We start from the raw sequence: 14,278 nt of genomic DNA, 5'->3' as shown, positions 1-14,278 counted from the left end.
ACTACTTTTTTAAACTTTTTTTCAACTTTTTTAATTTGCTTAACTTCTCAAAGTAACTTCCACTGGCCTAGCCGAAGTGGAAATTAGTCTAAAACGGATTTTTATGGTGGAATTAAGCATGAGACGTTTGAGTTAGAAATGAGGTCCACTATGATAAAACAGAAACATCTTACCCTTTCAGACCGTAATGATATCCAATTAGGCTTAGAGCGTGGTGAAACCTTCAAAGCTATTGGACAATCCATTCTAAAAGACCCGACTACTGTTTCTAAAGAAGTCAAGAGAAATAGACAAATCCGAAAGTCGACTTGTGATAACCTTCCTTGCCCTCTACTCAACAAAGCTACCTTCCATCCCTAAAGAAGACAAAAAAGGGCGTTCCTTTGAGAATTTCCTAAATTATTTGGATCTTGAGGTTACCAAACACCTCTATGATATCGAGAACACTCTTCACCAAGCGAACAAAGATTTCTTCCAACTCTTTCCTGTCATTCTGACAGATAATGGTGGAGAGTTTGTCAGGGTTGATGATATCGAAATGGATATTCGAGGAGAGAGTAAACTTTTCTTTTATGACCCTAATGGTTCTGATCAGAAAGGCAGAATTGAGAAAAATCACACGCTGATTCGCGACATTCTACCTAAGGGAACTTCCTTTGACAACTTAACTCAGAAGGATATCAATCTCGTCTGTTCATATGTAAACAGCGTTAAATGTGCTGCTTTGAATGGGAAGTCAGACTATGAACTTTTTACCTTTACTTACGGAGAAGAGATTCCTAAGCTTCTTGGTATTTCTAAAACACCTGCAGAATACATCTGTCAGTCTTCTAAATTACTCCAACATAAAACCCCATTCAAACGTCTCACACTAACTTCCACTTCTACTAGCAGTGGAACTTAGTTTGCGAATTTAGCTTTTTTTGCATGACTTCCTAATGTGTACGGATGTCAAACTCTTGAAACACAATACGTAAATCCCTCAATACTCTTTGACGTCCTCGAAAACGTTCATTTCTTAAAACACGTTCTAACTCTTCTTGTTTTTCTTTACTTTGTTCCTTTCTATACCTCCGTAATGTTTCATGAAAGAGATAATAATCATCTAGCCACAGACCTCCCTCACTTATACGATGACTAATCTCACCTACTTCTTCATAGGGTTCTTTATCATATCTACGTTTCTGACTTTCTTGCTTACGGATATAGTCTAAAATCCGATTTCGGAATTTAGTTTTGAAATATTTACGTAAGCGTGGAATATCTTCTATCAGTCCTTCTTCTTTACTAATCAACTCATGTAAGCAAATCATTCCCTCTTGGTCCCAATCCGATAACTCCCATAAATGCAAGTAATATTCATTTCTACACTTGTACACAATTCCTTGGACTTCTTCATACAATTCTTTAAGCATAACGTTCCCCTTTCTAGATACAGTCTAACAGATTCGAAACATCGTTTGTGACATTTTCTCCATTCTGTTCTCTTCACCGTCTCAAATGCACAAAAAAGAGAGGACGGGCCTCTCTCGGGGTTATTTTTCGTCATTCATTTTTGACTTCACTTCATCATAAGATAATGCATGAGATTCCTCTTCTACTGTTTCAGGCATCTTTCCTGTTTCGTAAAGAGATTTAATTTGTGTACTATCCAATGTTTCGTATTTCAATAATGCTTCTGCAATCAACTTGTGAGTTTCACGATTTGACTGAATAATTTCAGCAGCTTTATTTCGTGCTTCATTCAATAATGAACGAACCTCTTCGTCAATTTCATAAGCTGTTTGTTCTGAAATTGATTTTTGAGGACTCTGTGCACCAAACATAGCATGGTTTCCTTCATATTGTACTGGGCCAAGCTTTTCACTCATACCGTATTCTGTAACCATTGCACGCGCCATTTGTGTCGCCTGTTCAAAGTCATTTGAGGCTCCTGTAGTTTGGACATTAAAGATAATTTCTTCAGCTACACGTCCACCCATTAAGCCAGCCAATTGCTCTTTCATATCTTCTTTAGATAGAAGCATTTGATCCTCTTTAGGAAGTGCAATCATGTATCCACCTGCACGGCCACGTGGTACAATTGTAACCTTATGAACAACACGGGCATTCGACAAGACTAAACCAACAATGGTATGTCCTGCTTCATGATAAGCAACCAACTCACGTTCTTTTTGTGAAACTGTCTTATCTTTCTTAGAAGGACCAGCAATAACTCTATCTTCTGCTTCATCAATATCTGAGGCATCAATGATTGATTTATTGCGACGAGCAGCGACTAAAGCCGCTTCATTCAAGACATTCTCTAAATCAGCACCAACAAAACCTGGAGTTTGTTGAGCCACTAATTTCAAATCAACATCTTCTGCTAAAGGCTTGTTCTTAGCATGAACTTTCAAGATTGCTTCTCGACCCTTAACATCAGGACGGCCAACCAAGACTTTTCTATCAAAACGTCCTGGACGCAGAAGGGCAGGGTCAAGTACATCTGAACGGTTTGTCGCAGCGATGACGATAATCCCTTCATTTCCCTCAAAACCATCCATCTCAATCAAGAGTTGGTTCAAGGTTTGTTCACGTTCATCATTCCCTCCGCCAAGACCAACTCCACGTTGACGTCCAACAGCATCAATTTCATCGATAAAGATAATGGCTGGTGCTGCTTTTTTTGCATCTTCAAAAAGAGAACGAACACGACTAGCTCCAACTCCGACAAACATTTCTACAAAATCAGAACCTGAGATACTAAAGAATGGAACACCTGCTTCTCCGGCAACTGCTTTAGCAAGCAAAGTCTTACCTGTTCCCGGAGGTCCCTCCAAAAGAACACCTGCTGGAATACGGGCTCCAAGTTTTGTAAATCGTTTTGGATCTTTTAAGAATTCAACAACTTCAACTAGTTCTTGTTTTTCTTCCTCAGCTCCAGCAACATCTGAAAATCTTACTTTAATATCTTCTTTATTTGCGGCTTTAGCCTTACTACGTCCAAAACTCATTGGGTTACGGCCATTATTTCCTCCCATATTTCCCATCATAGAGAATAGGAAGAAGAAAAGAATACCGAATGGCACAATGGATACAAGAATATTAATCCACATACCACTCGAACTTTCATGCTTAATAGTTACTTCCGCTTTATGGTCAGAAGCAAGCTTTTGCAATTCTGATACTGTAGTGTCTGAAGGAAGAATAATACTTGAAAATTTCTCTACTGTTGTAGCAGAAGGAGAAAAGAACTGAATCCCTGTTGCTTCTTTACTTGTTTTAGGATTTTTATAAACACCTGAAACTTCGATAACACTGCCATTTGGTTGGTAAGTCAATTCTTTTACATTGTCATCGGTAATTTCTTTTACCAATTCTGTATAATTAATTTGCTCACTTTTCCCTGCAACACTACCTGTACTAAAATACTGGTAACTTGTAACTAGGAAAAAAATAAGTAATAACCATAGAAAAGGATTTTTAATTAAACCATTATTTTGTTTTTTCATTAAAAATTGTTCTTTCTAATTTGAATATACTTCTTCTCTCAATACTCCAACATAAGGAAGGTTACGATAATTTTCTTTGTAATCTAAACCATAACCTACTACAAACTCATTTGGAATAGTAAAGCAGGTATAGTCAGCTTCAATTTCTACAACACGTCCCTCTGGTTTATCCAACAAGGTTGCAATTTTAACAGAAGCAGCTTCTCTTTCAATAAACATATCTCGTAAATTTTTCAAAGTTTGACCTGTATCAATGATATCTTCTACAAATAGAACATGTCTTCCTTTGATATCTTGAGTCACATCTTGTTTAATATTGATCACACCGCTACTTGCTGTTCCACCATGATAGCTAGAAACCATCATGAAGTCCATTTCAATATGTGTGTCGATATGTTTAATCAATTCAGCCATAAAAGGAATAGATCCTTTTAAAATCCCAACTAAGATTGGATTTTTTCCTGCATAGTCTTTGGTTAATTGAGCACCTAATTTTTTAGCAGCTTCTGTAATTTCATCGTGTGAAACGAGGATTTTTTTAATATCGTTTTCTAACATTTTTTTACCTATCTATTTTTTCTATATAAAGTACAGTGTTCATTATATCATTTTTCGTGTTTTTACTCAAATTACTGGTCGCAATTCCCAAAATTGAGACAATTTCACCAAATTGCTCAATAATTAGAGCAGATTTTCGTTTTTCCATAGGGATTTTCAAATCAATAAATAGACGTCTGAGTTTTTTTCTATGCCCATTTTGAATCAAAACATCTCCTGTTTTTCGATGACGAATATGTATCGATGTTTCGCGTGAAACAGATACCTGCTGAATTAATTCACCTTCTAAAGGAAGTCCAAAGGAAAATAAATATCCTTGGTAAGATACCTGATTTTGATAGTGTAGCACAAGTTCATCTTCTTTTTCATCAGACTGTGGACTGATTTTACAAATCCGAAACTGTTGATACTCTTTTACTAATTCATAACCATTTTTAATCGGATGACTATACTGGCTTTTAGTTTTTAAAATTTGCCGAACTTCTTCAAACTGAGCTTTTGTAAGATTCAAATCTGGAAAACGATTTAGATAAGTTTGAAGTAAAACTCTTTGTGTCGACTCAGAGTAAGACAATAGCTGCTCTAAATTTTCTACATCAATATTCTTTGATAGTTCAGCTATTGCCAAGTCATAATCTAAAATTTCATTACCGATGCTTAAGATTGCATCCCTAAATCGAGGATTTTCTTTTTCTAATTCTGGTAAATAAGAGTTTCGAATACGATTTCGAAAATAATGATTTTCTTTATTTGATATATCTTCAAAATGAAAAATTGATGGGAAGTCTTTTTTTTGAAAATGCAAGAAGGGCCGAATGATTTCTATCTCTCCGACTACTTGCTTCTCCTTAATTCCTGATAGATAGCGCAAACGAGTGCCTCGAATCAAACGCATCAAGATCGTTTCCACCTGGTCATCAGCATGGTGGGCAGTTACCAAGGCTGTCGCACCAGTCTTTATCATGACCTCTTTAAAAAAATCATAACGAAAATGTCGAGCCCGCGCTTCTGAAAATTCTCCTGAAAAATTGCTGATATAAATAGGAAATTCTGCTTCAGCAGCTAACTTCCTTAATTCCTGTTCTTCCCAATCTGATTCTACTCTCTGCTTATGATTTACATGAGCTAGGATCAATTCAATTGCTAACTCTTTTTTATAGGTAGATAATACCTTAAATAGAAACATAGAATCTAATCCACCAGAAAGAGCTACCACCACCTTAGTATGCTTTTTAAAATATCCTCTCTTGAGAAAATGATTTAAAAAATCCTGTTCCCTCATTTCAGAACCTCATAAACATCTTTGGCTATCTGAGAAATTGTATCATAATCAGAATTTTTAGTGAAAATAGAAAGAATAAATGGAGAATCTGCGTAGACAACACCCGTATCATGCTTAAATTCGTCCGCATCTCCAATTTTATGAGCTACCTTCACAGAAACACCTTTGGTAATTCGCTCATTATCAAAATTTGTTTTAGTCAAAGACTCCAATACAAATCCATTTTGATTATAAATAGCTTCCATGACTTTCCCAGCCATTTTAGAAGAAATCAATTTTTCTTTTGAATCCCAATCATCTCCCATAATAGCAGACATCTTGGATTTGAATGTGGCATCAGATTCGTTTGAAATGTAATATCCCAATATGTTATGAGCTACATTGTCCGATTCTTTTGATACTTTCGTAATTAAATCCTTTAGAGAATATTCTTTATTATCCTCTTTTTTAGGAAGACTACCACTTCCCTCTGGTTTATAGGAACCTGGAAAATCATTGACTACAGATACGTATTTTACAGTCGTATCTAACTGATAAAGACCCTCATTTATTTTTTCTTGCGCATAATAGAGATAAGGTAGTTTTAAAACACTAGCTGCATACATCTTTTCATATTGATTGATACCAGCTTCTTTTCCAGTAGTCAGTTGCTTAACATAAATGGAGAATGAATCCTTCTGATATTTTTCTGATAACATTTCTTGAACTTTACTCATCCGATTATCTTCTTCAGAAGTTGATTCTTTAGCTACCCATCCAGCCTGATCAATATGTAGAAATTCTCTTCCCTCTACAAACATGGTCTTATCGATTGATACCTGAGAATAAGCTGATAAGGATGATTTTACTTCTTTTAAATCATAAGGACTATTGTACAGTTTAAAATCAGATTCTAACCATACTTTTTTTATTGTTGGAGTTACCTCTGACTGATCATATAAAAATCGTTTGTCTGCAGCGATAAATTGATGATTTGATAGCTTAAACACCGGAATTCCTTGTTTATTTAAACGCCACTCGGTTATTTGGAAACTTGTTTTGGGAGTCAATTTTCCAGATTCTACCACTAAATCTTCATTCGCATAGACAGGAACTTCTCCATAAACCATGGGAGAACTTAGCTTTTCTCTAAAATAAATACCAAAGTCAGATTGTGAAAGGTAATAAATTTCTTTTGAAGTATAGACTACTTCTTTTTCTGTGCTAACAGCTTTTGAAATAGTCAAAAAACTCGGTAGCAACAAAATAATTAAGAATTTACGCATTCTTCCTTTCCTTTTCTTCTTGTAAACGCAATAATTGATTTTTATCAGCCAACTCTTCCAGCTTTTCATCTGATAAACTCAAAAATTGCTCTATTACATCTAATAAATTTTCCATTTTATCACCTTGGGAGCAAGTCAGGAATCGTATAAACAGCTTCCCGATTCTTAGAATAATAATATTTTGCACGCATGTATTTAGCAGCGTACTCTTCATCTTTCAACTTTGTGGCAAAAGCTGTCTCTTTCTCCTTTTCCTCACTCAAGGTTTGATACTGAGTTTGCAAGTCTGATAACTGTTGACGTCTTTGGAGTAATTGCTGATAACTTTGAGCAAGATTATAAGTTGGTAAAATGAACAATAAAATCATCAAAATAAGAACCCACCCCATAAAACGATTCCGTTTTTGTCGTTCTTTCATCAGGTAGCGACGACGTTGGTATTCATTTTGGATAAAAGAATTGTTTAATTGTACAATATTCTTAGACATTTTCTTCTACCCTTGTTTCACTGATAATTTCATACATGCCTGCTGCATCTTCTTTTTTTGTACTATCTTTCATCTCTAGTACTTTTACAAGTAACAATTTATTTCCAAAACGAATTTCAACTTGGTCATTAATTTTCAAGTCCGTTGAACTTTTGGCCAAGATTCCATTCACCTTGATTCTACCTTTATCTGCTACTTCCTTTGCGACTGTACGACGCTTGATAATTCGCGATACTTTTAAATATTTGTCTAATCTCATCCTTATTACCTCAACTTATTATTGTACCATTTTTATCTATTTTATAGAAGGAAAATATCAAATGGAATTTTCTTCCTTAGACTCTTTTATCTCTAATAAACTTTCTCCAAAAATCAGCAGACCTTCTAAAATTTCATAATCTTTCTTATTTTGGACATCAAATACAAGCTCCATTAATCCCTTATTCTCAGTGATAGCTACTTTTAAGTTCGTTGCGGATAAAGCTTTAAAATAATCTTGAGCCAAAAACAATCGCTGAGTGACTTTTTCAAATTGAATTGTAATTTTATTATCTTTTCTTTCCACACGTTGAATAAAGATCTTGTCCAAGTATGATTTGACCAAACCAATCTCTAAAAGATAAGCAACTACATCTGGGTACTCTCCAAAACGGTCTATCAACTCCTCTTGTAACTCTTCATAATTGACACGGTTGTCAATTTGACGAATTTTCTTGTAAATTTCAATCTTATGTCGTTGATCAGAAATATAAGTATCAGGAAGATAGGCATCAATTTGCAAAATCAACTCAGCATTCCCTTTGATTCTTGTGTTGGTGTTAGCATTACCGTTTCGTTTAGCAATAGCTTCCTCTAGTAACTGCGAATACAATTCAAAACCAACAGAATCAATGAAACCAGACTGTGATTTTCCTAAAAGATTTCCTGCTCCACGAATCGAAAGATCTCGCATCGCAATCTTAAATCCGGAGCCCAATTCTGTAAATCCTTTGATCGCTTCTAATCTCTTCTCAGAGACTTCACTGATTGATTTTTCTGGACGATACATGAGATAAGCATAAGCAATACGATTACTACGACCAACTCTTCCTCTTAACTGATACAAGGTTGACAAGCCCATATGGTCTGCATTTTCAATAAACAAGGTATTGGCATTTGGAATGTCCACTCCTGTCTCAATAATGGTAGTCGTCACCAAAATATCATACTGACCTTCAATGAAATCCAGTAGAGTATTTTCTAACTGAATCTCACTCATTTGCCCATGAACATAACCAATCGAAGCTTCTGGAATTAAATCCTGTAATTCTGAAACCTTTTGGTCAATCGTGTCAACTTTGTTGTAAATATAGTAAACTTGACCTCCACGCTCCATTTCACGCAAGACCGCATCACGAATGACACTATCATTCTTTTCCAAAACATAGGTCTGAACAGGATAGCGATTAGTCGGCGGAGTTTCAATAACAGACAAATCTCTGATTCCCAGCATAGACATATGAAGGGTACGAGGAATTGGCGTTGCTGTTAAGGTCAGGACATCTACTTGTTTTTTTAGTTCTTTCAAGGTTTCCTTATGCTTGACACCAAATCGCTGTTCCTCATCAATAATCATCAAGCCCAAATCTGAAAACACAACATCTTTTGACAAAACACGATGTGTTCCAATCAAAATATCAACTTGACCGTTTTTCAATTTTTCAAGTGTTTCAGTCTGCTCTTTTTTACTTCTAAAGCGACTCAACACATCAATATTAACTGCAAAATTTTGGAATCGTTCCTTAAAATTCGTATAGTGCTGTTGCGCTAAAACCGTCGTCGGAACTAGGACGACAACTTGTTTGCGATCATTGACTGCCTTAAAGGCTGCACGCATAGCAACTTCAGTCTTTCCAAAACCAACATCCCCAACTAAAAGTCGATCCATTGGCTGAGAAGCCTGCATATCTCTCTTGATTTCCTCAACACTACGAAGTTGATCATCCGTTTCAACATAAGGGAAGGCATCATCAAAAGCATGTTGATCTTCATCATCAGCTGAAAAAGCATAACCTTTCAACTGACTACGTTCAGAATAAAGTTTAATTAAATCGTCAGCTATATCCTCTACCTGGTTCTTAACTTTTTGCTTTGCTTTTTTGAAATGACCATCATTTAATTTATTGAGTTTAGGTGCTTTACCGTCACTTGAAACGTATTTGGAAAGTAGATGAATCTGTTCCACTGGGATAGAGATTTGATCCCCGTTTTGGTATTGAACACTAACATAATCACGGTGAATCCCTTTGATTTCAATGGTTTCAATTCCTAGGTATTGACCAATTCCATGAATGTGGTGAACAACGTAGTCCCCTTTTTCAAGTTCATTATAATCTTTTAATCGCTCTGCGTTTGAAACATGTTGTCTTCGAAAACGACGTTTCAATTTCTTTTGAAAAATCTCATGTTCAGTTATCAACAAAACCTTTTCATCTACAAAATGAAAACCATGTCTGAGATTACCCTCGATTAAGTTTACAGATCCTTTACAAATGCTTGACTTATTTCTGGAATCCAATTTAATCTGATATTCCTCTAACATATCCTCCAATGTTTTACTTCCCATTGAATTGCTAGACTGAAGGATGATAGTGTAATCCATTTTTTTGTATCGTTCAATTTCTTCTTTTAGAAAAGAAAATTGATTGAAAAACTCCTGCATAGGATATTGATTAAATTGATAAATTTGATCAAACTTGAGATTTCCTAACCCCTTTTGCAGATTAGAGAAAAAGGTAAGCGGACTCTGTTTTTTATAGATTTGCTCTATATCAGCAAAATACTGCATCTCAGAAAATGCTTTACTGTTCTGTAATTCTTCTGTAAAGTATTGCGCTAATTCTCTTTCAAAGACTTCATACTGATTCATTAATTTTTGGTAATCATCAAAGAATATTGGAGTATCTTTTTCAATATAGTCAAATACAGTCCATGTCTTATCATAGCATAAAGATAAAAATTTCCGTGAATCTGAATGTACTTGTTTTTGGTGAAAACTTGAAAGAATTTCTTCTAAGTATGATTTTAAAATAGGTGATAAGGTCTTCGAAATTTGTTTTTCTAAAGCTGACTGACCTCGTTGATAATCCTTTTCTCTCAAAAGCATATCACTAGCTGGAAAGATGGTGAGTTCTGTCTGATTTTCTTTCGATAATTGTGTTTCTACTTCAAATGATCTAATACCATCAATTTCATCACCAAAAAACTCAATTCGGCAAGGTTCTAACTGGGATATTTCAAAAATATCTAAAATATCTCCTCGCAGACTAAATTCACCTTGAGTTTGTACTTGTGTAACTTTTCGATAGCCAATTTCCTTTAACTGATGGATAAGCGCGTGTTGGTCACATTCTTCACCAACTGATATTTTTACAATACTATCTTTGAACACATTTGGAGACGGTAAAATCAATCGACTTGCTGCAATATTACAAACCAAAATCCCTTTCTTAGATGAATCAGTCAAAAAACGCAAGGCTTCAACCCGTGAAATGATTTTTTCTTGTGAAGACATCAAAAACTCGACCATAGGGGAGTCATCTACCAAAAATGGATAAACAAGTTCCTCACCCAAGATAGAGATAAGATCACTAACCAGTCCTTCTGCTTCTCCATAAGTTGACGTCAATAATACAACCTTACCTTCTTTTTCCAAGCTACTTGCAATTGCAAGAGCCTTAGTAGACGTTGATAAACCAAGTATTAGTTGTCTTTTCTTATCTGTTAAACTTTGATGCCATTTTTTGACCTGATCATTTTCTGAGAATAAATCTAATAAGGTCACCATTTATCCGTTACACCTCTGCATCATTTTTTCAAAGTTTTTCTCTTGTAAATAATAATTTACAGCATCGTCAACCTTGTCAATAGACTGTAAAATACCAATATAATCATCCTTGTCAAAGGTACTCAAAACATGGTGAACAACTGACATACCATTTTTAGGTCTTCCAATTCCAATCTTAACACGATTAAAGGTCTGAGTTCCGATATGTTGAATAATAGACTTGATACCATTATGACCACCTGCGGATCCCTTTGCTCTTAAACGAATCTTTCCAACTTCCATGTCAAGATCATCGTAAATGATGAGTAAATCTTCAATATCCAAACCATAATAAGTCAATAAAGCATGAACCGCTTTTCCACTTTCATTCATAAAAGTAGTGGGTTTCACCAAATAGATTTTTTCACCATTAAGGAAAAATGAAGCTAGGTCAGCTTGAAATATCTTATCATGTGTAAAAGTGACATTCTGTTTCTTCGCTAGTTGGTCAATCAACATAAATCCAACATTGTGTTTTGTTTCAAAATATTTATCCCCTGGATTTCCTAATCCTACAAGTAATTTGGTCATTTATTTTTCCTTTCAAAAGCCAAAAGGGTTGGAATTTTTTTCCAACCTAATTGACACTATTCATTAATTTTTTTAGACATTAAAGCGGAATTCCATAATATCGCCATCTTGAACGATATATTCTTTTCCTTCTTCACGCAAGCGTCCAGCTTCTTTTACAGCCTTTTCAGATCCATATTTCACCAAATCGTCATAAGACATGGTAACTGCACGAATAAATCCTTTTTCAAAATCTGAATGGATGATACCAGCAGCTTGAGGAGCTTTCATGCCACGTTTAAAGGTCCAAGCACGAACCTCTTTTTCACCAGCTGTGAAGTAAGTTCCAAGTCCAAGTAAATGGTAAGCTGCACGCGTCAACTTATCTACACCTGATTCTGTCAAACCAATGGCTTCAAGGAACTCTTTTTTATCTTCATCGTCTAACTCAGAAATTTCTTCCTCAGCACGCGCAGAAATCACCACTACCTCTGCATTTTCTGTTGCTGCAAATTCACGAATTTGCTTTACATAATCGATAGATTCTGAGTCTCCAACCACGTCCTCGTCCACATTGGCAACATAGAGCACTGGTTTAGTTGTCAACAGGAAGAGACCTTTGACAACTTTTTGTTCTTCATCTGTAAACTCGATGGTGCGAGCTGATTTTCCATCTTCAAGGACTGGTTTAATCTTTTGAAGAACATTGAATTCTGCTACAGATTCTTTATCTTTTTGTGTACGGGCCATCTTTTCTACACGCGCATAACGTTTATTGACTGATTCTAAGTCAGCAAGAATCAATTCTAGGTTAATTGTGTCAATATCTGCAAGTGGATCCACAAAGGCATCTTCACGCCCTTGCTCACGCATGACATTTTCATCATCAAAAGCACGAACTACGTGAACAATCGCATCTACTTCACGGATGTTGGCCAAGAATTTATTCCCTAGCCCTTCTCCTTTTGAAGCTCCTTTTACAATTCCTGCGATATCTGTAAATTCAAATGTTGTTGGAACTGTCTTTTTAGGAGTAATCATTTCCGTCAATTTTTGGAGGCGTTCATCAGGAACCTCAACCATTCCAACGTTTGGATCAATCGTCGCAAATGGGTAGTTTGCTGCCTCTGCTCCTGCTTTTGTAATTGCATTAAATAGTGTTGATTTACCAACATTTGGCAAACCAACGATACCTGCTGTTAAAGCCATATTTTCTCATTCTCCGTTTTCATTTCAATCCCTAATATTATAACACAAAAAGGGAAAACTTGCTAACCCTCTAACTAAGGGGTCTCAGTCAATAATTTTATTCATTTTTCGATCAAAATCATAGCGCCCCATCATGATAACATGGTCACAATTGCTACATTTAATTTTGATATCTGCCCCTACACGTGTAATTTCCCAACGATTGGCTTTTTTACCAGTTGACTTGATTGTACAAGCATGTGGCTTTTTCATCTCAACAAAATTTCCAACTTGATACATACTACTCTCCTTTTCTTTTTTGATTATATCATAAAAGAGGCGAGCTAGGCTCAACCTCTTTAACTTAATTTGTACGAACTGGGGTGATAAGTTGCATAAAGTCCTCTTCAGTATCTGCTGGCACAAGAGTAAATGGACGAACAGCTGAGATAAAGCTAATGGTCACCTTTTCGCTATTTAAAGCTTTAAGAGAATCAATCAAATAAGTTGGATTGAAACTAATGGTCAAATCTTCACCAGTCACCTGATCAGTATCAATTTCTTCGTTTACTTTACCAACTTCTGGAGAGTGAACATGGGCGCTAACAATCCCATCTTTAATTTCAAGTTTAACAGTACCATTTTGAGTCGCACTTGATAAAAGACGAGCACGCTCCATTGACTGGCGTAAGTTTACAACATCAAAAGTAATAGTAGTGTTAAAGTCTGTTGGAATCAAACGATCTGTATCAGGATAGTTTCCTTCTAGGAGACGAGTGTAGAAGCTAATATTTTCGCTTCTAAAGAGGATTTGATTATTGGCAAAGAAAATCTCCACAGTTTCGATATCATCTGTAAATACCGCTGAAAATTCGCGTAGAGAACGGCTAGGAATGACAACATCAAAATCATCACTATTTTTCTCAAGCGTTAATTTTTTCTGGCTTAGGCGATGAGAGTCTGTTGCCACTGTTTTTAGCTCCTTGTGTTGACTCAATACAAAATGAACACCTGTTAGAATTGGACGACTTTCTTGTGTACTTGCAGCAAAAGCTGTTTCATTGATAATTTTCTTGAGTAATTTTGTTTCAAGAATTAAAGGAGTGCTTGCTGAAATTTCTTGGATTCGTGGATATTGTTCGCTATCTTTTCCTTTTAGGGTAATTTCTGATTTGCCGCTGGTTAAAACAATTTGATTTTGTTCAATTTCTTTAAAATCAAGAGTCACATCAGGTAGACTAGATACCACATTGATAAAGAAAGAAGCTTCAAGAAGGATCGAACCTAAAGAAGTAATTAACAAACCAGCATTTTCATTTTTTTGAGAAATAAAATTTTCAATTGAAATTTGACCATTTGAACCAATTAAAGTAACACCTTCATTGGTCACGTCAATTTTTACTGTTGATAAAATAGGAATAGCATTTTTAGAACTAATAGCTCTCTTAGTAGTATTTAAGGCTTGTAGAAATAAATTTTTATTAATTGAAAAATGAATCATGGATTCTCCTTTATTTATTTTTAGTATTAGAAGGATAATAGTAATAATAGAGTCTGTGAAATCTGTGGAAAACAAACTAAAAGTAAGGCATACCAAGTTTTTGGGCTTGTTTAAAAACTGTGGATAA

The 14,278-nt window shown here is 35.4% G+C and carries 13 protein-coding genes and 1 pseudogene; 1 reads left to right on the top strand and 13 read right to left on the bottom strand.

Annotation, left to right across the window (positions count from 1 at the left end):
- Window positions 1-150: 150 nt before the first annotated feature.
- Window positions 151-904 (top strand): annotated as a pseudogene (locus HT731_RS06020) (helix-turn-helix domain-containing protein).
- Between the two features lie 31 nt (window positions 905-935).
- Here HT731_RS06020 and HT731_RS06015 read toward each other — a convergent pair.
- From HT731_RS06015 to dnaN, 13 genes are all read right to left on the bottom strand, one after another.
- Window positions 936-1,415, bottom strand: coding sequence for a sigma-70 family RNA polymerase sigma factor (locus tag HT731_RS06015; RefSeq protein ID WP_061759653.1), 480 nt, complete (start codon window positions 1,413-1,415; stop codon window positions 936-938).
- A 120-nt stretch (window positions 1,416-1,535) separates the two neighbouring features.
- Entirely contained in the window at window positions 1,536-3,494 is a 1,959-nt protein-coding gene (gene ftsH, locus HT731_RS06010) for an ATP-dependent zinc metalloprotease FtsH (RefSeq protein ID WP_173278105.1), read from the bottom strand.
- Between the two features lie 15 nt (window positions 3,495-3,509).
- A complete protein-coding gene (gene hpt / locus HT731_RS06005; protein ID WP_173278103.1) occupies window positions 3,510-4,052 on the bottom strand; it encodes a hypoxanthine phosphoribosyltransferase in 543 nt (180 codons plus the stop codon).
- Window positions 4,053-4,056: 4 nt separating this feature from the next.
- Entirely contained in the window at window positions 4,057-5,334 is a 1,278-nt protein-coding gene (tilS, locus tag HT731_RS06000) for a tRNA lysidine(34) synthetase TilS (protein WP_173278101.1), read from the bottom strand.
- The gene (locus tag HT731_RS05995) at window positions 5,331-6,599 is read right to left on the bottom strand and encodes a serine hydrolase (protein ID WP_173278092.1); all 1,269 of its coding nucleotides are present in this window, start codon (window positions 6,597-6,599) and stop codon (window positions 5,331-5,333) included. Before HT731_RS05995 ends, tilS begins: the two co-directional genes overlap by 4 nt.
- Window positions 6,592-6,714, bottom strand: coding sequence for an SP_0009 family protein (locus tag HT731_RS09520; RefSeq protein WP_000429334.1), 123 nt, complete (start codon window positions 6,712-6,714; stop codon window positions 6,592-6,594). The genes HT731_RS05995 and HT731_RS09520 overlap by 8 nt, the downstream gene beginning before the upstream one ends.
- A gap of 4 nt (window positions 6,715-6,718) precedes the next feature.
- On the bottom strand, window positions 6,719-7,087 hold the full coding sequence (locus tag HT731_RS05990) for a septum formation initiator family protein (RefSeq protein WP_172931264.1): 369 nt from the start codon (window positions 7,085-7,087) through the stop codon (window positions 6,719-6,721).
- Window positions 7,080-7,346, bottom strand: coding sequence for an RNA-binding S4 domain-containing protein (locus tag HT731_RS05985; RefSeq protein WP_033679437.1), 267 nt, complete (start codon window positions 7,344-7,346; stop codon window positions 7,080-7,082). The genes HT731_RS05990 and HT731_RS05985 overlap by 8 nt, the downstream gene beginning before the upstream one ends.
- A gap of 57 nt (window positions 7,347-7,403) precedes the next feature.
- Window positions 7,404-10,913, bottom strand: coding sequence for a transcription-repair coupling factor (gene mfd / locus HT731_RS05980; protein WP_172931265.1), 3,510 nt, complete (start codon window positions 10,911-10,913; stop codon window positions 7,404-7,406).
- The gene (gene pth, locus HT731_RS05975) at window positions 10,914-11,483 is read right to left on the bottom strand and encodes an aminoacyl-tRNA hydrolase (RefSeq protein WP_061759649.1); all 570 of its coding nucleotides are present in this window, start codon (window positions 11,481-11,483) and stop codon (window positions 10,914-10,916) included.
- Between the two features lie 72 nt (window positions 11,484-11,555).
- A complete protein-coding gene (ychF, locus tag HT731_RS05970; protein WP_061759648.1) occupies window positions 11,556-12,671 on the bottom strand; it encodes a redox-regulated ATPase YchF in 1,116 nt (371 codons plus the stop codon).
- Window positions 12,672-12,755: 84 nt separating this feature from the next.
- Window positions 12,756-12,950 carry a DUF951 family protein gene (locus HT731_RS05965; protein ID WP_000285185.1) on the bottom strand — a complete coding sequence of 65 codons (195 nt, stop codon included), beginning with the start codon at window positions 12,948-12,950 and terminating at the stop codon, window positions 12,756-12,758.
- Window positions 12,951-13,014: 64 nt separating this feature from the next.
- Window positions 13,015-14,151, bottom strand: a complete 1,137-nt coding sequence (gene dnaN / locus HT731_RS05960) for a DNA polymerase III subunit beta (RefSeq protein WP_033679432.1) — start codon at window positions 14,149-14,151, stop codon at window positions 13,015-13,017.
- Between the last annotated feature and the right edge of the window lie 127 nt (window positions 14,152-14,278).

The sequence above is a fragment of the Streptococcus sp. k-163 genome (genome assembly GCF_013277555.1).
GTDB lineage: Bacteria > Bacillota > Bacilli > Lactobacillales > Streptococcaceae > Streptococcus.
The sequence above is the reverse complement of the archived record's forward strand: the minus strand, read 5'-3'. Positions and strand labels throughout refer to the sequence as shown.

What these genes read in the sequence shown, in the direction of transcription:
- HT731_RS06015 (WP_061759653.1), bottom strand. Translation starts at nt 1,415, where the DNA reads ATGCTTAAAGAATTGTATGAAGAAGTCCAAGGAATTGTGTACAAGTGT.
- ftsH (WP_173278105.1), bottom strand. Translation starts at nt 3,494, where the DNA reads ATGAAAAAACAAAATAATGGTTTAATTAAAAATCCTTTTCTATGGTTA.
- hpt (WP_173278103.1), bottom strand. Translation starts at nt 4,052, where the DNA reads ATGTTAGAAAACGATATTAAAAAAATCCTCGTTTCACACGATGAAATT.
- tilS (WP_173278101.1), bottom strand. Translation starts at nt 5,334, where the DNA reads ATGAGGGAACAGGATTTTTTAAATCATTTTCTCAAGAGAGGATATTTT.
- HT731_RS05995 (WP_173278092.1), bottom strand. Translation starts at nt 6,599, where the DNA reads ATGCGTAAATTCTTAATTATTTTGTTGCTACCGAGTTTTTTGACTATT.
- HT731_RS09520 (WP_000429334.1), bottom strand. Translation starts at nt 6,714, where the DNA reads ATGGAAAATTTATTAGATGTAATAGAGCAATTTTTGAGTTTATCAGAT.
- HT731_RS05990 (WP_172931264.1), bottom strand. Translation starts at nt 7,087, where the DNA reads ATGTCTAAGAATATTGTACAATTAAACAATTCTTTTATCCAAAATGAA.
- HT731_RS05985 (WP_033679437.1), bottom strand. Translation starts at nt 7,346, where the DNA reads ATGAGATTAGACAAATATTTAAAAGTATCGCGAATTATCAAGCGTCGT.
- mfd (WP_172931265.1), bottom strand. Translation starts at nt 10,913, where the DNA reads ATGGTGACCTTATTAGATTTATTCTCAGAAAATGATCAGGTCAAAAAA.
- pth (WP_061759649.1), bottom strand. Translation starts at nt 11,483, where the DNA reads ATGACCAAATTACTTGTAGGATTAGGAAATCCAGGGGATAAATATTTT.
- ychF (WP_061759648.1), bottom strand. Translation starts at nt 12,671, where the DNA reads ATGGCTTTAACAGCAGGTATCGTTGGTTTGCCAAATGTTGGTAAATCA.
- HT731_RS05965 (WP_000285185.1), bottom strand. Translation starts at nt 12,950, where the DNA reads ATGTATCAAGTTGGAAATTTTGTTGAGATGAAAAAGCCACATGCTTGT.
- dnaN (WP_033679432.1), bottom strand. Translation starts at nt 14,151, where the DNA reads ATGATTCATTTTTCAATTAATAAAAATTTATTTCTACAAGCCTTAAAT.